16 protein-coding genes and 1 pseudogene are annotated in these 21,001 nt (G+C 65.0%); 8 read left to right on the top strand and 9 right to left on the bottom strand.

Translation table 11 applies throughout. The features are described from left to right. Positions 1–519 precede the first annotated feature (519 nt). Both LKD76_RS14650 and LKD76_RS14655 read right to left on the bottom strand, forming a co-directional pair. A complete protein-coding gene (locus tag LKD76_RS14650; RefSeq protein ID WP_227981883.1) occupies positions 520–3,588 on the bottom strand; it encodes a hypothetical protein in 3,069 nt (1,022 codons plus the stop codon). A 50-nt stretch (positions 3,589–3,638) separates the two neighbouring features. Then, positions 3,639–4,885, bottom strand: a pseudogene (locus LKD76_RS14655) (IS256 family transposase). Between the two features lie 501 nt (positions 4,886–5,386). Between LKD76_RS14655 and LKD76_RS14660 the strand changes: the two are divergent. Together LKD76_RS14660 and LKD76_RS14665 are read left to right on the top strand one after the other, a co-directional pair. Then, a complete protein-coding gene (locus tag LKD76_RS14660) occupies positions 5,387–6,064 on the top strand; it encodes an esterase/lipase family protein (RefSeq protein WP_308188526.1) in 678 nt (225 codons plus the stop codon). 8 nt (positions 6,065–6,072) lie between these two features. Next, positions 6,073–7,608, top strand: a complete 1,536-nt coding sequence (locus LKD76_RS14665; RefSeq protein WP_227981884.1) for a hypothetical protein — start codon at positions 6,073–6,075, stop codon at positions 7,606–7,608. Positions 7,609–7,653: 45 nt separating this feature from the next. Here LKD76_RS14665 and LKD76_RS14670 read toward each other — a convergent pair whose 3' ends face one another. The 7 genes from LKD76_RS14670 to LKD76_RS14700 all read right to left on the bottom strand — a co-directional run bounded on the left by LKD76_RS14670 (position 7,654) and on the right by LKD76_RS14700 (position 15,112). After that, positions 7,654–8,223, bottom strand: coding sequence for a PadR family transcriptional regulator (locus tag LKD76_RS14670; protein WP_227981885.1), 570 nt, complete (start codon positions 8,221–8,223; stop codon positions 7,654–7,656). Positions 8,224–8,366: 143 nt separating this feature from the next. Then, positions 8,367–9,875, bottom strand: a complete 1,509-nt coding sequence (locus tag LKD76_RS14675; RefSeq protein WP_227981886.1) for a hypothetical protein — start codon at positions 9,873–9,875, stop codon at positions 8,367–8,369. A 1,373-nt stretch (positions 9,876–11,248) separates the two neighbouring features. After that, positions 11,249–11,536 (bottom strand): hypothetical protein, encoded by a 288-nt coding sequence (locus LKD76_RS14680; RefSeq protein ID WP_227981887.1) that lies wholly within the window; start codon positions 11,534–11,536, stop codon positions 11,249–11,251. A 260-nt stretch (positions 11,537–11,796) separates the two neighbouring features. Next, a complete protein-coding gene (locus LKD76_RS14685) occupies positions 11,797–12,912 on the bottom strand; it encodes a hypothetical protein (protein ID WP_227981888.1) in 1,116 nt (371 codons plus the stop codon). A 283-nt stretch (positions 12,913–13,195) separates the two neighbouring features. After that, entirely contained in the window at positions 13,196–14,221 is a 1,026-nt protein-coding gene (locus LKD76_RS14690) for an MDR family NADP-dependent oxidoreductase (RefSeq protein WP_227981889.1), read from the bottom strand. A 124-nt stretch (positions 14,222–14,345) separates the two neighbouring features. Then, complete coding sequence (locus LKD76_RS14695; RefSeq protein ID WP_227981890.1) at positions 14,346–14,729, bottom strand: hypothetical protein; 384 nt, start codon at positions 14,727–14,729, stop codon at positions 14,346–14,348. Further along, positions 14,726–15,112: a nuclear transport factor 2 family protein gene (locus LKD76_RS14700; RefSeq protein WP_227981891.1), complete on the bottom strand. Its 387-nt coding sequence runs from the start codon at positions 15,110–15,112 to the stop codon at positions 14,726–14,728. The genes LKD76_RS14695 and LKD76_RS14700 overlap by 4 nt, the downstream gene beginning before the upstream one ends. A 91-nt stretch (positions 15,113–15,203) precedes the next feature. On the opposite strand from LKD76_RS14700, the gene LKD76_RS14705 reads away from it, so the two are divergent. From LKD76_RS14705 to LKD76_RS14730, 6 genes are all read left to right on the top strand, one after another. Then, complete coding sequence (locus LKD76_RS14705; RefSeq protein WP_227981892.1) at positions 15,204–16,349, top strand: acyl-CoA dehydrogenase family protein; 1,146 nt, start codon at positions 15,204–15,206, stop codon at positions 16,347–16,349. Positions 16,350–16,437: 88 nt separating this feature from the next. Next, on the top strand, positions 16,438–17,226 hold the full coding sequence (locus tag LKD76_RS14710) for an enoyl-CoA hydratase/isomerase family protein (protein ID WP_227981893.1): 789 nt from the start codon (positions 16,438–16,440) through the stop codon (positions 17,224–17,226). A gap of 47 nt (positions 17,227–17,273) precedes the next feature. After that, a complete protein-coding gene (locus tag LKD76_RS14715) occupies positions 17,274–17,651 on the top strand; it encodes a Zn-ribbon domain-containing OB-fold protein (RefSeq protein ID WP_227981894.1) in 378 nt (125 codons plus the stop codon). Then, positions 17,648–18,799, top strand: a complete 1,152-nt coding sequence (locus tag LKD76_RS14720; protein WP_227981895.1) for a thiolase family protein — start codon at positions 17,648–17,650, stop codon at positions 18,797–18,799. Before LKD76_RS14715 ends, LKD76_RS14720 begins: the two co-directional genes overlap by 4 nt. A 43-nt stretch (positions 18,800–18,842) precedes the next feature. Then, on the top strand, positions 18,843–20,036 hold the full coding sequence (locus LKD76_RS14725) for an acyl-CoA dehydrogenase family protein (RefSeq protein WP_372465986.1): 1,194 nt from the start codon (positions 18,843–18,845) through the stop codon (positions 20,034–20,036). After that, positions 20,033–20,983, top strand: coding sequence for a phosphotransferase family protein (locus LKD76_RS14730; protein ID WP_227981897.1), 951 nt, complete (start codon positions 20,033–20,035; stop codon positions 20,981–20,983). Before LKD76_RS14725 ends, LKD76_RS14730 begins: the two co-directional genes overlap by 4 nt. Positions 20,984–21,001 lie beyond the last annotated feature (18 nt).

A 21,001-nucleotide genomic window follows, 5' to 3' on the forward strand; every position in this document is an offset into this window, starting at 1 on the left:
GTGTTGCCGGTTGGTGTTTGTTGCTGTTTGTGGACCTGTGACGTCCTGTGGACGTCCTGATACAGACGTCGTTTGCCCACGTGCAGTGCTATTTCGAGACCTTTCGCGCCGACAGCTGAACCGCCCGTCAGGGTCGATTCGTCGTCTTTGCATGCGTTGGCATCAATCTGCGCTACGAATACATGCGCATCTTGACATTAGCTGCCCGCTGTGTCGTTCACGTCGTCAACGTGCGGCGGCAGGATCGGGTAGATCTGCGCCGCGGGCGGCCATACGAGGGACCTGCTTGGTTGTCACTGTGGCGCCGTTGCTTCGGTGGGCCCCGCGGGCGTGGCCAGGCGGATGAGCGAGTCCACCCGTCTTTGACCGTTGTGTCCCGAGGTGCAATCGGGTTTCGGGTGTGCCGGTGGTTGGTATCGGCCGCGAATCGTCGATTTGCGTGGCGCATCGGGCCGGCGGAGCAGACGACGGCCGTTGGACCGAGATCTGTCGATACCCGTGGGCGCGTGCCGAAGACCCCTAATCGGCCGGTCGAAGCTCGACGAACGGGATCAGATTGCCTCTCTCATCGATGCTGTTGAGGATGTCCCGGTGAGGGACGTCGTCGACTGACCACTGATAGCGGCGAGTGAGGAGTTCTCGCAGCGCGCCTTCATTACGTACTTCGGTCCGGCCGCGCAACTTCCAGCGGGATGCCACCGCCGCCATCGATACCTGCGCGCTCATCTCGACAGCGGCACTGTCGCAAAAAATTTCCAGCGGCACCTCCGGTGAATCAGGAGTCTCTGGTCGCATGGCCAAACTTCGGACTTTGGACGGATTATTGAGATCTAATGTCGTTCCAGATTTCTTGATGCGCCAGTTGAATACCAGGTTCGATAGAGTGATTAAGATCTGCCAGTCAAGCCAGCCAGCGCCGCGTAGCCGCTCGATAGTAGCTCGGCTGTTCTCGTCGGCGAGAATGCGGCGGTAGGTGTACCGCAGTGTTGTGAAACCAACCTCGTACCGTTCGTGGATTGCTTGTAGTGCCTCCTTGTGGTCGTAGTCGGGGCCGGGTTTGGCTGTGGCAGTAAGGGGAGTTGCCTCCGTCGGTTTGAATTGTGCTGACGAAGCTGGGCGGGACGCTGCGGCGCATCGTTGGTAGTGCTCAGGTGAAAGAAGGCCGGCTGCCTCTTCATACGGGCGGCCCGCGAATAACTTGTGGGAAAGACCGTCTATGAACATGGGTTCCATCAGGTCCAACAGGTCACTGGAAGGGCGGGCATTGACGACATCTAGGAGCTGGAAGGCCCGCGATGCCGCGACTGCGCTGTTCGGCTGGTCACTGAGGATGTGGGCTGGCAATCTAATGGTGACCGCGGGTTCGGGTGAGGATAGGTCGACGGTGAAGCTGTCGGTTTCGTAGCCGTCGTCACCTCCGACTTCGACGTTGATTCGCACAGTGCTCTTGATCAACACGGGGTCGCGCGTCGCGATGTCTGCGAGAAACACCTGGAAGGTACCGCAGAGCCCTTCGGCGCCCAGGACACTGGTCCTCTCGTTGTCAAAGGTGAAGACCCAGCGGACGCCGAGGGCGGTGAAGTCGATGATTCGAGTGGGCCCGAGGTCGCCGAAGACAGGACCTGTAAGTTGTTGGGCGGCGCCCTCTTGGAACGTATCTTCGGACATCGCGAATCCGTCGTTACCGGCACCTTCGATGATTTCGCCGACCATGGCGAACCATGGGGTGTGGGTATGTGCCTGCTCGATAATGGGCTCTAGTTCCGGCCAATACTTGCGGACGGCAGCTACCTCGAGAGCTTCTGTCATGAGAGCTTCGTTAAGGGCCGGGTATTTTTCGAAGTCGTCAGAGTCTGGAAGGTAGTAGTGGTGAGCCATCACTGCGAGCTCAGTCAGTCCCGCAGCGTCTGCCCAGTTGCCGACGTTCTGGGCGTATCTGGCGGCTTCTAGTATCGCCGTCGGCAAGTGCTTTTTCGTCTCTGTGTCGCTGTGTGCATCCGCGATCGCGGCAGCGCTGCAAGCGTACATCTTCGCGGCGTACGTCAGACCGAGATCGTCATAGATCGAAGCGATGGCGCGCATCATCAGGAGCGCGCCGTACAGGGTGTCGCCGTTGAACCAGTTGACTTTGGCTTTGTGGAGTTCCGTTAATGCTTCGAGCGGCTTGTCTGCCTTCATGAATGCCACCGCGCGGTTGCGGCATCTGCCGGCCAGTGCGGCGTCGCCTTCGACTGAGGCGATGGTGGAATCCAGTCCGTCACGCACTTTGGTGTAGCTGGGGTGATCGACGGCGAGCGGAGCGAACAAGTTGAATACGGTGGCGAGTTGACGGGCCGAGTATGCGCGAGCCCTGGGCAGTAGCTCGACGAGCTGGTCGAGATGCTCCATCGCAGCGCTTATATTGAACACCTCGGCCATCCCCGTGATATCGACTTCGACTCCGCCGAGTTCCACGCCAGCGAGAGGTGCGCGATCGACTGGCTGAGGTTTGCCGAGCTTTTGCTCTACTTTGAGCCATTCCGGCATGAGGTGGCTGTATGCGAGGGCTCCGGTCAGCGTAGCCGCACGAACGGGATAAACCGTTGGATCGGTGGTGTCCCGCATTCGCGCCACGTGTGAACGTAGAAGACTGAGTCTCTCAGAGATCTCGGTGGGATCGGCTTTTCCGACACCGGTGCTCCACATGCCGCCCCAGTAGGCCGCCAGGGTTAGGGCGTCCTCAACGATGTTGGCGTGATCACTGCCGTAGGCGTAGTCAATGGCGCGTCGAATGAGGTCTTCGATGCCGTCGGCGATGCCCATGCCGCGGAAACGAGCGACCGCCATCTCGTAGCAGGCGCGAAAAACAAGTTCTGTGTCCATGCCGGCGTGCGTGTGAGTGAGGAAGGTGCCCATGAAGTCGAGCCACTCGGGAAGGTCAGCGTTGGCAGTTTTGTCCCAGATGGCATACCGCAGACCGCGAGTGATTTCGCCCTGGGTTGCCGGCGTGAGCACAACCGGCCCGCGGTTACGTCGGAGACTCTCCAGTAAGTCGGCGTACCACAGGGGACTGGAATCGCCTTCGGGCGGCGGGACCATAGAGGAAGGCAGGTCGAGGTAGTGCCGCGCGACCCAGACCAGGTCAGGTTCAGCGAGCAGCGTCGCAATATCAGCGCCGCAGAAGATGTCGACAGTGATGGCGTAGGTCTCGCGAGCTATTTGCTTGAGTTCGTGGGTGATGCCTTCCGCGATGGAGTGCACGCTGAAGAACGCGACGTGAGCGACGGCGTCAGCTTCAGGGGCGCATATGCCGGTCAAGTCATCGAGGACCTTCTTCTTGAGCCCGCCCTTTTGAACCGTACATGCGACCACAACGGGCTTGGTGGACGCCGAGGCTGAGAAGCCAGCGGAATGCGGCAGCTCGTCGGGGATTCGGGTTGTGTACGTCTCGGCGTCTCGCTGCTGGTCGCCACCGGAGCTGACCGGGCCCGTGGCGATGAGAAGGTTTGAGCTGATTCTCTTCCGTGCAATGCGGGTGGCAATCTCCTCGAACTCGTGATGTTCGTTTCGCGACGACATCTCGTTGAGCTTGAACTGTATGAAGGTCAAGTCCCGGGGCGTGGTGTAGCAGTGTGATCACCGCATGATCCGGTTTTCGGTCAGGCGGTGAGTGCTGCGGGGGTGGTTTCCTCCTGTTCGGTGGGGTCGGCTTCGGTGGCGCTGGTGGTTCGGGAGCGGGCGAGGACGTCGAGCCCGAGGTAGCGGCGGCCTTCGATCCATTCGTCGTGTTGCTCGGCCAGCACCGCACCGACGAGGCGGATGATCGCGGCCCGGTCGGGGAAGATGCCGACGACATCGGTGCGGCGACGGATCTCCTTGTTCAGTCGTTCCTGCGGATTATTCGACCAGATTTGGCGCCAGATCTGTTTCGGGAACGCGGTGAACGCCAGCAGATCCGCCCGTGCCTTATCGAGATGTTCGGCCACCCTCGGTAGCTTCTCCGTCAAGGCGTCGAGCATCCGATCATATTGGGCTCCAACCGATTCGGTATCTGCCTGATCGAACACCGAATGCAGCAGGGTGCGCACCCACGGCCATGACGATTTCGGGCACACGCTCATCAAATTGACCGTGTAGTGGGTTCGGCACCGCTGCCACGAGGCGCCGGGCAGCGTGGCGCCGATCGCGGCCACGAGACCGGCATGAGCGTCGGAGGTGACCAGGCGAACCCCGCTCAGGCCGCGGGCGACCAGGTCACGGAAGAACGCCAGCCAGCCGGCCCCGTCCTCACCGGATGTCACTTGGATGCCAGGATTTCGCGTTAGCCATCAGCGTTGACACCGGTGGCCACCAGGCAGTGCACGTTGACCACGCGCCCGTTCTCGCGCACCTTCAGCACCAGGGCGTCGGCGGCGACGAACGTGTAGGGGCCTTGGTCGAGCGGGCGGGTGCGGAACGCCTCAACCTGAGCGTCCAGGTCGCGGGCCATCATCGACACCTGTGACTTGGAAAGGCTTGTCACACCGAGGGATTCGACGAGCTTCTCCATCCGGCGGGTGGAGACTCCGAGTAGGTAGCAGGTCGCCACCACACTGGTCAGGGCCCGTTCGGCGCGTTTACGGCGCTCGAGAAGCCAGTCCGGGAAGTAGGAGCCCTGACGCAGTTTCGGCACGGCCACGTCGATGGTGCCCACGCGGGTGTCGAAGTCGCGGTGGCGGTAGCCGTTGCGCTGGTTGACCCGCTGCTCGGAGCGTTCGCCGTAGCCGGCGCCACACGCGGCGTCGGCCTCGGCGCTCATCAGGGTCTGGATGAATGTCGAGAGCATGCCGCGCAGCAGGTCGGGGCTGGCGGTGGCCAGTTGCTCGGACAGCAGGGAGTTCGGCTCGATAGGCTGAATAGTGGTCATCGCGTGAGAACTTTCTTCCTTCAAAGACTTTGGTCGGTCTTGTTGAAGGATCACGCGATGACCACCCTGCTGTCTCGGGATCGAGCCGCGGCAACCGGTCAGCTGCCGCTCCTACACCACGCTATGGGACGCAACCTCGATTCGCCGCCGGAAACCGGCCGGTGGCAAGGGCTCACTCGCCTGGCCCTGCGGTTCGACGTCATCGAACGATTCTTCGGGCTGAGCTCCGGATGGCAACCATCCGTCATATGTTCCACTGCACATATGCAAACCATACCCAGATCGCGACATGCATCTTATAGTTCGATTGAGGTGCGTGTGACATATGTGCATGGAAATCGTTTATGGGAGGTATGAGTGGGTGCGCGGCATGGGTTTGCAGTGGCTGCTGTGGTGGCTGCGGCCGGGCTGATGTGCCCGGGGGCCGCGAGCGGTGAGCCCTCGGGAGCGACGCCGTTGGATTCGCTCACTGCCTGTCCTGCGGGTACCGGGGCAGTTCCGGTGGTGTTGATTCACGGCACGAACGCCACGGTCGACACCAGTCTCGGGCTGACGCGCCAGGGGCTCGTCGCAGACGGCCGGTGTGTGTACGGGCCCGACTACGATTCCACCGAGCCGTTGTCGGTGTCGGTCGACTATCTGGCGGCGGTGATCGATCGGATCCTCGAGCTCAACGGTGCCCGCATGGTCGATGTCGTCGGGAAATCGCAGGGCGGACTGATCGCGCGCGCGGTGAGTTTGACATTTTCCCAACGGGATTCGCACCCGGTCCGCCAGGTGGTGGCGATCAGCGGACCGCAGCACGGTGTCACGATCTCGGCGGGCAGCGCCGAGATCGGCTCGGTCGCCTCGGCGTTGCCCGGCTTGCCGCCCGCACTGCGTGACATGCTCGCCGGTTCGCCCTTCCTGACCGCCCTCGACAGCAACGGGATGACCGCGGCCGGGGTGCGGTACACCTTGATCGGAACCCGGACCGATCGCGTGGTGACTCCCTACACCAGCTCGTTCATCGACGCCCCGGACGTCACCAACATCCTCATCCAGGACGGTTGTCCCGAAGATCTGGCCGGCCATCTCGCCGAGAGCGCCGACCCGCGCACCGTCGACCTGACCCTGCACGCGCTGGACCCGAACCGGCATCCGGATGTCCGGTGCGTGGCGAACAGCGACGAAAGGTAATGCAGCCCATGACCACCCACCCATCCCAGTCGCCAAGGGCAGTCGGCCGGCGCGCATTCACGCTCGGTGCGGCGGGCGGCGCGGTGCTGTTCGCGGCCACCCGAACGCTGCCGGTGTCGGCCGAGCCGGCGCCGGGCTTGGTGCTCACCGCAGGTCCCGGGCAACGGCGACTCGGCCGGGACTTCCTCGGGGTGAACGGTGCCCGCATCATCTCGGCCGACAATGCCCGGCAGTGGCACGATCCCGCGTTCGCGGATGCGCTGGCCGCTCTGGGACCGGGTCTGCTGCGGGTACAGGGCGGCACGACGTCGCAGTGGATCGATTGGCGCACCGGACTTTTCCGGGACATTGCCGGCGGTGACTTCGCCGGCCGCAACGACGGAAGGCCGCCGCTGCTGCTCACCGACTGGGCCGAGCTGATCCGACGCACCGGTGCCACGCCGGTTTTCGATCTGAACGTCGTCAACTCCACCCTCGATGACCAGTTGGACATGCTGCGGGAAGCGCGCCGGCTCGGCATGGCTGTGCGGTATGTGGAGCTGGGCAACGAGCTGTGGGTGCCGATGTCGCGGTACACCGCGGTCTTCGCCACCGGCGCCGACTACGCGCGGGCGATGAACGACTGGATCGCGGCCATCCGCACCGAGTTCCCCGACGTGGCGATCGGTGTGGCCGCGGTGGTGGAGGGAATGCTGGGCAGCGCCCTCGATCAGCGGCTGTCGGGCTGGAACCAGGGCCTGTACGACACGATCCGTGGCGCCGACGCCGTCGTCTTCCATCCCTACTGGATCGTCGACCCGATCAGCGCTGATCTGTCGTCCACCGCGGCCGGTGGTTGCGCGGCGTGGAACAGCCTGGCTCGGCACTCGTTCCCGAACGTGCCTGCGGGCCTTGATATCTGGCTTACCGAATACAACCAGATGGGTCAGGAAGCCATCCCGCCGCTGAACCTGCTGCCCGCGCTGCCGCAGACCTGGGTGGGTGCGCTGAGCGTGGCGTCGTTCACGGTGCGGGCGCTGCTCGAGCCACGGGTGCGGATGGCTGTGGTGCATTGCGCGCTCAACGGTGCCCCCTCGGGCGACACCGGCGGTGGCGGTACCACCAACCAAGCGCTGCACGCGCTGATCGCCGACGGCTCAGGCGGTTCGCAGCTCTACGGCCGCACCGCCCTGAACTGGGCGCTGGCACCGATCTATCACGCAGTCACCGGCGCAACCGACGTTCGACCGCTGGCCCTCGGCTCGGACCTCGAGATCCCCGCCGTGTTGCTCGAGCCCACCACAGCCGGACTCGTCGACGCCTTCACGGGTGCGGAACTGACCGCGGACGGCCGCACCAGCGCGATCCTGATCAACGTCTCCGACCGGGTCCTGCCCGTCGCTCTGCCGCCGGAACTGGCCGGAGCACAGGCAACGATCTACACCGCGTCACCTACTGCCACACCCGCTTTCGCTCCCGGCGACACCGTGTCGCAGACAAGGACATCGGTCGCTGGTACCTGCACGCTGCCGCCGTACTCGCTGGTCACCCTGCACCAGGTGTGATCACCGGGTCCGGCTCAGCCCGAAGATGAGCCGGCTGCGGAGGATTCAGCGCACATCGGCCGGGCGGTTCTCGAAGTCGGCCAGCGTGACCTCGAGCCAGCCGATATAGGCTGCGGTCGACGCGCGGCCCTGTTCGTGGCCGGCCCGCAGAACCTCTGCCGCCCATCGGGGATCGATGTCCTCGATGGGGGACAGGGCGGTGGTGACCTCGTCGATGCGGGTGGGTGTGCGCACCTGTGCGCGCCGGTAGTCCAGTTCGGTGCGCAGTATTTCGATGGCGATATCGCGGCCGAACATGCCGCCGAGCAGGAACCGCACCATGAAGTCGGGATCCATCGGACGCGGCGCGGGCTCGTACGGAGATCGAACCCATTCCAGCAGTGCCAGGCGTCCCGGCTGGGTGAGGGTGTACACCTTGGCGTCGGGTTTGCCGTCGCGCGGATCCACCGCGAAACCTACCAGCCCGCGATCGCGCAGCTTGGCCAGCGTCCTGTAGATCTGCGGCAACGTCACCCTGTACCCGATGAACCGGCCCGGCCCGTCTATCCACTTGCCGAGGTCGTACCCGGACAACGGACGCAGCGCCAGCAACCCCAGAATCACCACATCCAGCATGAACACACACTAAGCGGTAGCGCGGCCGGCGACTCGCGATAGCCGGGCCAGTCCAGGTGAGGCGTGAACGCCGGTCGAATGTCGTTGACGACGTCGTGGCCCAGGGTACGCGGACCGATCCGCGGGCGAGGGTGACCGGTCGCTCAGGCCGTTAGCCAGTCGCGCCGGAAACGCTCGCGATCCGGAACCGGGGAATATGACCACACCCAGCCGGTGACGCCGTTCGCCATCGCGATGGTGTGCTCCGAAAGGTTGGCGACCGCTGCGAGTAAGTCATCGAAGGTGTAGGTCTCCACGAGCGGCGTGCCGTTGCCCCTCGGCGGAAGGTGTTGTATACGAACGACTTGGCCTTCGGGCTGGTAGTCGTAATGTGCGGATGCATGTCTGATGATTGGGTAGATGTTCTCGGCCAGTTCGGGGCAACGAGTCGCTAGGTTGGCGCGTACCGTGCCGAACGAAGCTGTTCCAGCCGTTGTGCTGTCAAGACGATCGATATCGCCGTGTGCCACTTTCCGTGCGTCCAATATGGTGTTTCCGTATGCGCGGTATGGGCCTTCCACCAACTTCGCGCCGATGTCCAGCAGGTCGTCGATCCACCCTGGTCGCGTGCGGTCGTCCGCGTCCACCAGTTGGGTAAGGCGCTGGTGCTGGGTGATGAGCTTGCGCCACGCTTTCGAGCAGGTCGTCAGGAGGAAGTCGAAGTCGCCGATCCACTGTGTTTGTGCGGCGGCCGCAGCATCGAACGCAGCGCGGACTGCGGCGGCTCGACGAGCTCGGCGTTGCTGGTCGTGCATGCCCCTGGCGACTGTGACGAGCGGGATCAACGGCCTGAGCATCACCGGATCTCGTTTGGCGATGTCGGCCAGCTCCGGAAACACGGATCCCAGTGACGACCCGCTTGCGGCGGTTGTCGTGTCGAGATCGAGTGGCGTCATCAGGTTGGCCGCTTTGAGGACCACCTCGCATGCGGAGTCCAGCATCTGTTGGCTGGCGTCCATTCGCTCGCGTGCCACCTCGGCGGTCGGCGCGGTCAATGTGGTGAAGAACCCCACCGCGGCGGCACCGAAGAGCACGATGCCTGCTGTCGTTGCGCGATGCGCGGACAGCAGCGTCGGCGGGGCGGGGCTGGACTTGAGATCTATTGCGAGATCGAGCATCTCGTTGGTCAGTCCCAGCAGATTCGACCACGCGGAGGCGGTGCGGGCGTCACCGGGATCGTCGAAGTCACCGTCCCCCATCTGTTCAGGTAGACGATCGGCCCAATCGGCGGTGGTCTGAATCGATGTAAACAGCCACTGTCGGAACTCACCGGCCGGGATGCGGTCGCCGCTGTCGGAGAACTCCATGTTTTGTGCGTACTCGAGTCGTTCCTGCAACCGGACGAGGTCGGCGCCGAAATGCTGTGCACGAACCTCTGCCTGCCGGTCGACGAGCTGCAGTTCCGAGCCGCACGTGGTGCATCGGTCCGAGGGGAGGCCTGCGACTCCGACGATCTGCCCGCAGTTGTCACAGCCGAAGATAGTGAAGCTGATGTGAAAACCTGCGCTGGATTTCGGTAGGTCACCAGCTACCAGTTCGGCTGAGCCGCAGACGGCGCAATGGCTCAACTCGTCAGTGGTAAGTCCCGCACCACAGGCTGTGCAGCGTTGCATACGGACACGCCTCCGTAGAGTCCTGTTATCGACGAGCGCCGGCGCAGTTACTCGTTTTGCAGGCTCGCGACGAGTTGGCGTCTATCGCCGATCTTCGGTTGCCATCCCCGGCAATCGGCGCCCGACCATACTATGTCAGTGGCACGCGCTAATCGGTGAGCGAAGGGGCTGGTTCGAGCTCTGTTGGTGAAGTCTGCACAGGTGAGGCGGTTGAATTCGCCGTTCACCGTGGCGATGTGGATGCGACCGCGGACCAGTCGCGTCAAATCCGTTCGCGGCAAGCCGCGCTGATCAGCGTACCGATGCGCAGCCCACGAATGATGTTCTCCTGCATAGTTGGCAGCGTGAGAATCTGGCTTCATTTGGTGAGGCGGCCGATGTAGAACTCCTCCGGGTGAGTGAGGCGTTCCACTGGATGTGCTGCGTTTGGCGTATTCGTCCGGCAGTTGCCAGGCACGCTCGAGAACCGCGTCCGCTGCGGAGGCAGGCGAGCAGTTGTAGCAGAGGATCTTCGACGGCGGAAACAGTCGGCATTCCGCGCCGCTAACTTCTGATGGTCTTCGGGGATGGACCGCAGGAACGTCCCGCGGCCGGTGTGGCCCCTGTGCGTCAAGGGACGCGCTTGTGGGGCCGAGAGCTGTTCGGGGCGGGATCAGCGTGAGACTTCCATACGGATAAGCGCAACGGCCGGCCCGGGGCCGCGATTCGCAAGCTGGGCGCGCACCGAGAACGACATCACAGTTCGTTTCGGTGCGCCTGCAGCACCGCAACGCGTAGCCCTGCGGTGCGCCGCCCCGCAGGTGTTCGCGATACGGGTTGACCAAGCGCGCACGACGCTGAGGCAGATGGCTCAGTCGGTCCGGTTCGCGAACACGCGCGTACCGTCGCACGGCGTTGAGCAAGAGCCCCTAGCCGCCTTACCGAGGTCCAGCAAACCCACAAACTGATCCAGAAGATTGACGGTATGGCCAACTTTTGAAAGTGGCCTGCTCGCGGATCGCGCGTCTGCTGTTTGGCCCGAAGTCGGCCTGGCAGGAGGTGTGGCCGGGTCTTTTCCGCTACCTGGGTCGGGTCTTTCCACTGGTGCCACCGAACCGCGACCTGCTGTGCCGCCGGCAGGCGGCACACCCTTGGACGGCTTCGGCGGAGGTCATGGACCCGTCACGCGCGATCGAGAGGCTACGACGACGCTTACGCGGGCTTGCCAGCCGCCAGTCGAGGGGTTCCGAAGGGACAATAATTCCGCGACGTCCTGTCGACGTTCTGTAGGTTTCCGGAGACTCGGTGATCGACTGCTATCAGCGGCCCTAATCCACTGGTTCATGCCGTGTCGAACTCTGCTGACCTGCGGTTCAGCCCATTTACGGCGTCCGTCAACCAACCATCTGGACGACCTGCGGATCGCCTACCAACACATCGATCGCATCCTTCGATGCTACTGATGACCGGTTGGTTTTGTCCGGCGAAGCGGCGCGACCTGCGGGTTCGTGGTTGTTGGTCAGTGTTGCTGGTTGCTGTTTGTTGCTGTTTGTGGACCTGTGACGTCCTGATACAGCCGTCGTTTGCCCACGTGCGGTGCTATTTTCGAGACGTTTCGCGCCGACAGCTGAACCGCCCGTCAGGGTCGATTCGCCGTCTTTGCCCGCCTTGGCTGGCGTCAACGTTGCGCTACGAACATATGCGCATCTAAACATTGGTTGTCGGCTGTGTTGTGCACGTCGTCGACGTGAGGCGGCGGGATCGGGTGGGTCTGCGCCGTGGGCGGCTATATGAGAGATCTCCGACGCCCCGAATCCGCCTCACACGCCGAAGGCGCGCCCCCCGGCCACACCGGACAGCTGTATGGGGCATGCGCACAATGCCGGGGTTGGCGCGGATGGTAGGGCAGGTCTCGCGCGCCAGGTCATGGCGCGAGCGGCGTCTACATCGCGGCGGTTGGGCCGTGGGGTGGGGGTGCGTGTCGGGCGGCGGCATCAAGGTGATCGCGGAGGGTCGATATCACCGTGTCTCGGGACGAATTTTCGAGGTTCGCGACGCGGGCGGTGAGTACATTGATCAGAACAATCGCAGGCGTGAGAATCGGTGAAACATCAACTCCGACAATGACATCCGGGGGCTTTGTCACAATTACCGGTTCCAGATCATGGAGGCCGGCAAGTACGTGATCGAGCGCCTGCCCTGGATTGTCGGGGTCATCGAGTGCTGTTGCCGTTTCCAGGAGGAGGTTGCCGACGCGGCTTGCGTGTTCGGTGAGACCGACTTGGGCGGGGGCCCCGGTAGCGAGTCGGTCGTCGTCCGCGAGCACGCGGTCGGCTCGGATCTGAAGCGCTCCAGCGTGGCCAGACCGGGTGGTTATCGAGACGTTTATCCCCATTGGCCTACCCGCCTCGTCCCACGGGGGTACGTCGTCATCGTCGGACTGCGGGTCGGCAGCGACGTCTTGAACTGCGGACCGGTCGACGATGCCGCCGACGAGTGGCATCCAGATACCCGATACGTCGTGCGGTGCAGTCCCGTGCAGCACGACGGTCCATTTGCCCGCCGTGACAGTTATTTGACCGAAGATGTCGTAGTCATCGGATACTTCTGACATATCGACGGAGGCCAGGGGCGCGATAGCCCGAATGGCGTCGGCGAGACCATTGGGACTGAGTGTGTCGACGATGTCGACCGCGAACGCTCCGCCCTGGTCGGGGTTGGTCCAGTCGATGTCCCGGTCGAGGCGAATCCACCTGTCCGCGAGCTGACTGATCTGACGGGGCGCTCGTCGCGCCCACCAGTCGACGTCGCCGCGCACAGCGCTGATGGTCGGCGACGCGAGAAATTCGGCTTGGTCCCAGCCATAGTTGTCTTTGATCGTGCCGGTCGCGTACCCATTCGCGGTGAGGACGAAGTCGCCGGTGACAGTGCCGAATGTGGTGGAGTAAGCCGCCGAGACCCCGACGATCCCGCTCTCCGTGAGCCGGTCCGCAGCAGTGAGGAGTGCTTCTGATGGAGAGTTGACGATGGCTTGCCACTCCGGAACAGCCTTGGACACGCAGTCTCCTCATCGATCTTCGTTGCGCACCGCCTCAGCGTAGGACGGTTACTCAGGTACGTGTTCCATGTGATGGGGAGGGATGGCTTACCGACGATGCTCGGCCGCGGACACGAGTGCCTGGTGCATTGTCCACCAACGTTTGCCGGTTCGAAGGGGGCTGCTGCACGATGAGGTGACAGTGTGACCTATCCGTGCAGCAGCCCCAGGAGCCGGTCGATGTGTCGAACAAGTAGCTGTGTGCCATTTGCCGGCGGGGGCGCGAATGAGGGCTCGGGTCAGATCAGTCGTGGCTGAGTCGGCACAGAGTCTTTCCCGTCGTCCGGCCCGCGAGGAGTGCGCGCAGTGCGGTTGCCGATCGCTCGAGTCCGTCGAACACTGTCTCCCGGTGCACCAGCCGACCGGCGGTGATATGCCCGCCGATTTCGGCGCGCATCGCCGGCTCGAGGTGCAGAAAGGATCCGGCGCGAAAGCCTTGCATCCGCAGCTGTTTCGAAACCATTGCGAACAGATCGACCGGGCCCGCGCCAGACCAGCCGTCGTACTGGGAAACCGCCCCGCACAACGCGATTCGCCCGGCGGTGCGCATGTTGCGCAGGGCGGCGGACAGATGGTCACCGCCCACGTTGTCGAAGTAGGCGTCGATGCCCGCGGGGGCGAGCTCCGCGAGAGCCTCGGCGGGAGGGTCGGTGCGGTAGTCGAATGCCAGGATGCCGAACTCGCGGCGCAGCCGGTCCACTTTGTCGGCACTGCCCGCCGAGCCGATGACGGTGGCGCCCCGGAGGCGCGCGAGCTGCGCGGCGACGCCGCCGACGCCGCCCGCGGCCGCCGATACCCAGATGGTGTCGATGTCGCGTAGCTGTAGCACCGCTACCAGGCCCGCGTAGGCGGTGAGTCCCGTGCTGCCGAGCGGGCCGAGGAACCACTGCTCGGGCAGGCCGCCAGTATCGAGATGGGTGAGGCCGCCGTAGCCGCCGATGGTGCCGGTGTCGCCGCCGACCACCGCGAAGTCGCGGTATCCGTGAATGTGCGAGACGAGGTCTCCCACAGCGAGTTCGGGGTGCCGTGAGTCGACCACTTCGCCCAGGGCCAGGCCGGGGAGCGGATCGCCGGGCTGCAGCGGCGGGAGGTAGCCGAGCGGTGTCGTCGCGTCGAGCCGGATGCGCACGGACGGGTCGATCGATAGCCATGTGTTCCGCACCAGAGCTTCCCCGGGACCGAGGGGGTCCAGGGGGAATGCTCGCAGTTCCAGGTCCTTCTCGCGGACCTGGCCCGACGGGCGTCGAGCAAGGCAGAGTTTTCTGTTCATGTCGGGCACGGGTCCCCCGGAGGTGTGTTGGCGTAGTGGTGAGGACGGATGCGTTTGATCGTGTCGAGTTGGTGGCCCTGGTGCCGAGCCGTGTAGCACACCGGGAACATTTATTGAAGTGGATTCAGGTAACACCCTCGAACGCAACCTCGGGCGTGCGGGCGATGAGCAGTCGCCGTACTTTGCCGTCGGTGTCGAACTGGGCCGAGGCGTTGAACGATGCCTCGAACGCCCCCGCCCGAGTCGTCCGGCCAAGTACCAGTTCGCATCCACCGGCCACGGCGCCCGCGTCGATGTGATGGACGAGTGTGCTCTTCTCCCGCTGTTGCAGGTAGCTGATCAAGCCAGCGTGGTCCCCGACGAACTCCGTGCTCTGCCCGGCGCCCCGTGAGAACTGCACCGACATGACGAAATCGGGCGAAATCATGGTCAGTACCCGATCCGGGTCATCGGAGTCCATGTATTCGAACCAGCGTGCGAGGGTCGGCGTCGCGGCGGTGGCCGTCATGCTCGTTGTGCTCCTTCGGGAGTGAAACCCCCTGGCAGAACAGGGAATTCGGCGTTGAACGTAACCTGGTAGCGGTCGATGCGGCCAGCTGCGTCGAAGTGCATGGCGGCGACGAAGTATCCGGTGGTCGCCGTGCCGTTCTCGATTACCGCACCGTGTGCGAACTGCATGTCACCGTCGGTCGCCACCCGGAGCACCCGATGCTTGCGGTCGACATCGGGCCTCCCACTCAGATACTCGAGCATGGCGGCGCGGCCACGGCCCGTTCGCACTCCGGACGGCAGCACCATGACGAACTCGACGTCCGCGGCGAGCAGGTCCACGGCATTACTCAGCTTGCCGGAGTCGACGACGGCGTAGTAGTCCTCGATCGGATAACTCATGAAATGAACTTAGTTCAGCCAAGGCCTTCTTGTCGAGTGCGTCGGTGGCTACCCTCAGTAATCGAACTGAACTCAACTCTAATGGAGAATCATGTCCGCACCGCAGGTCAACGCAGGTGAAGTCCGCTGGCCACATTCCGAACCGACCGGATTCATACCCGGCCCCGAGCAGTCCGCCCTTCGCGAGTCCCTCCGGGCGCTGCTGACCAAACGCGGCGATATCGCCCAGGTCCGCCAGGCCGCGTCCACCGAACGCGGGTTCTCGGCATCGCTGTGGCGGGCCCTCGTCGACGACATGTCGGTCACCGCACTCGCCGCATCCGAGGATCGCGGCGGGCTGGGATACGGTGTGGCCGAACTGGCGACGATTCTCGAGGAGTGCGGGCGCGCGCTGGTCTGCGAGCCGGTCTACAGCTCCGCCGTGCTGGGCGTACAGGCCCTGCTCCTGACTCGCCCCGGCGACGATGATCTCTTGCTGGCAGGCGTATTGGCCGGTGACCTGCTGGCCACCGTCAGCGCTCTCGAAACCACCACCGACGATCTGCGTGCGGTCCGGACGCCGGCCGGATGGGTCGTCGACGGCACGGTCACCCATCTGGTGTGTGGCGGAACCGCCGACGTGATCGTTGCGTCGGCGCACTGCTCGGATGGACGCCGCCTGTTTGCCATGCGTCCGGGCGAGGGTTGCCTGCGAACCGAGCGAATGGTCCTGGACCCCACCCGCCGGCAGGCGGACGTGACGCTACGGGCCGCTCCGGCGGTCGGGCTCACCGAGCCGGACGATACTGCCACCGCGGCCACCCGCTTGCGCGATCTCGCCACACTCGCCCTCGCCAGCGAGAACACCGGCATCATCGACATGCTGCTCGAGACGACCGTGTCCTACACCTCGACTCGCCGCCAATTCGACCGGGCCATCGGCTCCTTCCAGGCCGTCAAACATCGCCTCGCCGATCTGCTGGTCCTGCTCGAGCGCGCGCGATCCGCCTCCCGCTATGCGGCCGCGGCATACGCGGAGGATCCGGACGCGGCACGGCTGGCGGTCGCGGTGGCGGGTGCAGTCTGCACCGACGCGGCTGTCCAGACGGCGGCCGAGGCTGTCCAACTGCACGGCGGGATCGGCTTCACCTGGGAGCATCCGGCCCACTCCTATTTCCGTCGGGTCATGGGAAACGAAGCGGCACAAGGCGGTTCCCGAGCTCACCGCGGCACGATAGCCGCCCTCGTCGGATTGTGAACGGTGTATTGACGGCGAGCGGGATCACACGGTAGAACTGAAGTGAATCCAGTTCAGGAAACTTCCTCGACAGAAAGAGGCCACTCACATGATCGACACCGACCACATCGTGCTCGAGAAGGACGGCGAGATTGCGCGGGTGTGGCTCAACCGCCCGCACGTCAAGAACGCCGTCACCGTCGAACTGCTGCACCGCCTCGACGAGATCATCGTCGAGGTCGACAACGACCCCAACCTCAAGGTCCTGGTCCTGCGCGGCCGGGGTAACACCTTCTGCTCGGGCTTCGACCTCAACGAACTGCGCGCGAACTACGTCGGCCAGACCAACGCGATGGATGTCGCGGTGCTGTCCGCGAAGGTTTGCGACCGCCTGTACTCGATGAATACCCCATCGGTCGCGGTACTCGAGGGTTACGTCACCGCCGGTGGTTTCGAGCTGATGATCTCCTGCGATTTCGCCGTCGCGGCCGACGACGCCAAGATCGGCGACTTCCACATCCGCCGGGCCCTGTTCGGCGGCGCGGGCCCGATCTACCGGCTGCCGCGCATGATCGGCATTCGCAAGACCAAGGAGCTGATGCTGACCGGCAAGCTGCTCAGCGGCCGGGAAGCCGCCGCGTTCGATCTCATCAATGCCTCCGCCCCGGCCGCCGAGCTCGACCAGCTGGTCGCCGATTTCGTTGCCCCGCTGGCCGATAAGAGCCCGTTCGCGATGAAGCTCACCAAGATGACCATCGACCGCGGCCTGGACGCCGACATCCAGTCGCTGATGGTGATGGAGCACCTGGCCGTGGGCAACGCGCTGCAGTCCGAGGACGCGGCCGAGGGCGTGTCCGCCTTCCTGGAGAAGCGCGAGCCGAAATGGGTCGGTCGCTGAATCACTGATCGGTTCAAGCCTTTCAGCCGATTTCGGAAGGAAAAGACATGGGCGTTGCGGAACTCCGCACACTCGAGGGCAGCCGATGCACGACCTGCGGCACCGTCGCATACCCGGCCGGCACGATGTGCGGACGGTGTGCCACCCCGACCGCGACCGCGATTCCGCTCAGCGATCACGGCGTGGTCTGGGCCTACACCGTGCAGCGGTGCGCACCCAAGTCGCCGCCCTATGTGCCTCCGGCCGAGGGGTTTTCACCGTTCGCGGTCGGATATGTCGAACTTCCGGAAGGCGTCAGGATCGAGGCGGTTCTGGACTGCACCGACTTCGCCGAACTGCACGGGGCACAGGTGCGGCTGGTCGCCGTCGCGCCGGTGCCCCGGTTCGCGACCCGCTCGTTCATTCAGGAAGGCAAGGCGCAGTGACACCGTCGGTCTCGATCATCGGCACCGGGTTGTCCCGGTTCGGCAGGCAACCGGACCGCAGCGGCAGGCAGCTCGCGGTCGTGGCGATCAACGCCGCGCTCGAAGATGCCGGATTACGCTGGCGGGACATCCAATTGGCGTGCGGCGGCAGCGACAGCTCCGGTCTGGCCGACACCCTCGTCGCCGAATTGGGCTTCACCGGAATACCGTTCACCAACGTCAAGAACGGCTGCGCGACCGGCGGTAGCGCACTGCTCGGGGCGGTCAACGCCGTGCGCTCCGGTACCGCCGAGATCGCGTTGGCCGTCGGGTTCGACAAGCATCCGCGCGGTGCGTTCGATCCGACGCCGGAGGAATGGGGGCTGCCGCACGGTTACGGCGAGGCCGGGCTCATGGTCACCACGCAATTCTTCGGGGCGAAGATCAACCGGTACATGCGGCTGCACGGCATCTCGACCCTGACGCTGGCCAAGGTCGCCGAAAAGGCTTACCGCAACGGCAGTCTCAACCCCAACGCCTGGCGGAGAGAACCGATGTCCGCGGCGGAGATCGCCGCGGCCCCCATGGTGAACGACCCGCTGACCAGGTTCATGTTCTGCTCACCCGGTACAGGTGGCGCCGCGGTGATCGTGGCGAGCGAATCGGTGACCCGCCGCCTCGGCGCACGTGGCATCCGCTTGCGCGCGATCAGTCACCGCACCCGCCGCTTCGGCTCGTTCGAGGTGTTCAGCCCGGCCGTTTCGGGCGGCGGCGAACCGGTCAGCGTGAGCTCCGACGCGGCGACCGCGGCGTTCGAGGAGGCGGGCATCGGGCCCGCCGACATCGACGTCGCACAGCTGCAGGACACCGAGAGCGGTGCGGAGATCATGCACATGGCCGAATGCGGCTTCTGTGAACATGGCGAGCAGGAGGCGATGCTCGCCGCGGGCGACACCGAAATCGGTGGACGCCTGCCGGTCAACACCGACGGTGGCTGCATCGCCAACGGTGAGCCGATCGGCGCCTCTGGGCTCCGCCAGGTCCACGAGATCATCACCCAGCTGCGCGGTGCCGCGGGCGCCCGACAGGTTCCGGGAACGCCGAGGGTGGGGTTCACCCACGTCTACGGGGCACCCGGGATCAGCGCCTGCACCGTGCTCTCGGTGTGAGCCGAGCAGAGCGATCGAGAGAAAAGCAGTGACCGAACCTTCAATTCCCGATTTGGCCCAGTTCGTCGAACAAGCCACATCCTGGCTCGCCGGTGTGGCCGCACCCCGCACCGAGAGTCCCTGGGGTAGTGGATCCGATTCGGTCGCGGTCTTCGAAAACTGGACCGAAGCACAGGAGCGGGCCGAGACCGACCGCGTGCGTGCCTACGAACGCGCCAAATTCGACGCCGGCTGGGGTGCGCTGAACTGGCCGCGCGGCTACGGCGGCCGCGAGCTCCCACTGTCGTACGTACTCGCCTTCCGGCGCGCCGAGGAGGCCTTCGACCTGCCGAAGCGCACCGAAATGTTCTCGGTGACACAGCAATTGGTGGCGCCGACGATCGACCAGTGGGGCACCGAGGAGCAGCGGGAGCGGTACGTCCGTGCCATGCTCCGCACCGATGTCATCGCCTGCCAGCTCTTCTCCGAGACCGAGGCCGGGTCGGATCTGGCCGCTGTACGGACCCGCGCGGTCCGCACGCACGACGGCGCGTGGATTCTCAACGGGCACAAGGTGTGGACCTCCGGCGCCCGGATCGCCGACATCGGCGTCGCGGTGTGCCGGACCGATCCGGGCGTCGCCAAACATGCCGGCCTGACCGTATTCCTGGTGCCGATGGATGCTCCCGGCGTCACCGTGCGCCCTATCCGGCAGATGACCGGAGGAAGTTCTTTCAACGAGGTCTACCTCGACAACGTCCGCCTCGGCGACGGCGACCGGCTCGGGCCCGTCGGCAAGGGCTGGCAGGTCGCACTGACCGTGCTGGCAGCCGAGCGATTGGACGGCGCCAACCTGGGCCTGGCCAATGCCGATCGCGCGATCGCGCTGGCCGGGAATCTGTCTCGTGGTCTGACCGAACTCGAACGCGACCGGGTGGCCGACTTGGTGACCCGCGGCTATGTGCAGCGTGTGGCCGCCATGCGGGTCGCCGCGGCCGTGGTGGCCGGGCGCGACCCCGGCCCCGAGGCATCGATCGGGAAGCTGCTGGCCACCGACACGATGGCCCGGACCTCCGAGGTCGTGCGGCTGCTGCTCGGCCGCGACCTGGTCGCCGATTCCGGTGTGTGGGGCACCTTCGCGTGGACCGAACATGTGCTCGGCGCGCCCGGATACCGGATCGCCGGCGGCACCGACGAGATACAGCACAACATCATCGCCGAGCGAGTACTCGGCCTGCCCAAGGAGCCGCGCCCATGAGCCCGACACTGGAACAGCGGGTCGCGGCGCGGCTGCGCACCGATCTCGACGTGCGACTCACGTCCTTCGAACGGCTGCCCGGTGGCCATTCCGGCCTGACCTTCCGGGCAGAAACCACCGGCGAGCCGTATGTCGTCAAGGCCGTGCCGGAGGGCAGCAAGCCGATCGGCCGCCACGACATGCTGCGCCAAGCCCGCATCATGCAGCTACTCGCGCAGACACCGGTGCCGGTGCCGCGTATCGCAGTGGTGGACAGCGACGAACCCGCCTGGTTCGCCATGGAACTCGTCGCCGGTGAGTCGCTGGAGCCGGTGCTCGACGATCCCGCGGTCGCACCGGAGCTGGCCGCGGCCCGGATGCGCCGCGCCGCACAGCTGCTGCCCGCGCTACACGCGGTGGACGCGGCCGGTATTTCCGCGCCCGCGCTCACCCCGGCCGAGGAACTCGCCCGTTGGGCGCGCACTCTCGGCGCCGTGCCCCCCGAACTGGTCGCCGGCGGTGACCGGCTGCTGGCGTTGCTCGAACGCCGGATCCCCGAGCCGATCACGCCGGGGCTCGTGCACGGCGACTATCGCCTGGGCAACATCATCTCCGCGGGGCCGGAACCGGTCGCTCTGATCGACTGGGAGATCTGGAGCACGGGTGATCCGCGGGTGGAACTCGGCTGGTTTCACGTCTTCGCGGACGGCAGCAATTTCCCCGGTGTCGGCCGGCAGGTGCCCGGCCTGCCCAGCGCGGCGGAACTGCTCGACATCTACTGCGCCGGGGGGCCCTCGCTCGCCGAGCAGACCTGGTTCGACGCGCTCGGACGGCTCAAGATGGCCGCGATCATGGGCCACAACCTGCGCCGGCATCGCGAAGGCCGGCATCACGATCCGGACCAGGAAAAACTGCCTGCCACCATCACCCGCCTCATCGAGACCGGGACCGCGCTACTCGCCGGTTGACTCTCGACCTCCCGCTCA

The organism is Nocardia spumae, from assembly GCF_020733635.1.
GTDB classification, from domain to species: Bacteria; Actinomycetota; Actinomycetes; order Mycobacteriales; family Mycobacteriaceae; genus Nocardia; species Nocardia spumae.

Coding starts and splice junctions, on each gene's coding strand:
- LKD76_RS14665 (WP_227981884.1), top strand. CDS start 6,073: ATGACCACCCACCCATCCCAGTCGCCAAGGGCAGTCGGCCGGCGCGCA.
- LKD76_RS14705 (WP_227981892.1), top strand. CDS start 15,204: ATGTCCGCACCGCAGGTCAACGCAGGTGAAGTCCGCTGGCCACATTCC.
- LKD76_RS14675 (WP_227981886.1), bottom strand. CDS start 9,875: ATGCAACGCTGCACAGCCTGTGGTGCGGGACTTACCACTGACGAGTTG.
- LKD76_RS14730 (WP_227981897.1), top strand. CDS start 20,033: ATGAGCCCGACACTGGAACAGCGGGTCGCGGCGCGGCTGCGCACCGAT.
- LKD76_RS14670 (WP_227981885.1), bottom strand. CDS start 8,223: ATGCTGGATGTGGTGATTCTGGGGTTGCTGGCGCTGCGTCCGTTGTCC.
- LKD76_RS14710 (WP_227981893.1), top strand. CDS start 16,438: ATGATCGACACCGACCACATCGTGCTCGAGAAGGACGGCGAGATTGCG.
- LKD76_RS14695 (WP_227981890.1), bottom strand. CDS start 14,729: ATGACGGCCACCGCCGCGACGCCGACCCTCGCACGCTGGTTCGAATAC.
- LKD76_RS14715 (WP_227981894.1), top strand. CDS start 17,274: ATGGGCGTTGCGGAACTCCGCACACTCGAGGGCAGCCGATGCACGACC.
- LKD76_RS14690 (WP_227981889.1), bottom strand. CDS start 14,221: ATGAACAGAAAACTCTGCCTTGCTCGACGCCCGTCGGGCCAGGTCCGC.
- LKD76_RS14700 (WP_227981891.1), bottom strand. CDS start 15,112: ATGAGTTATCCGATCGAGGACTACTACGCCGTCGTCGACTCCGGCAAG.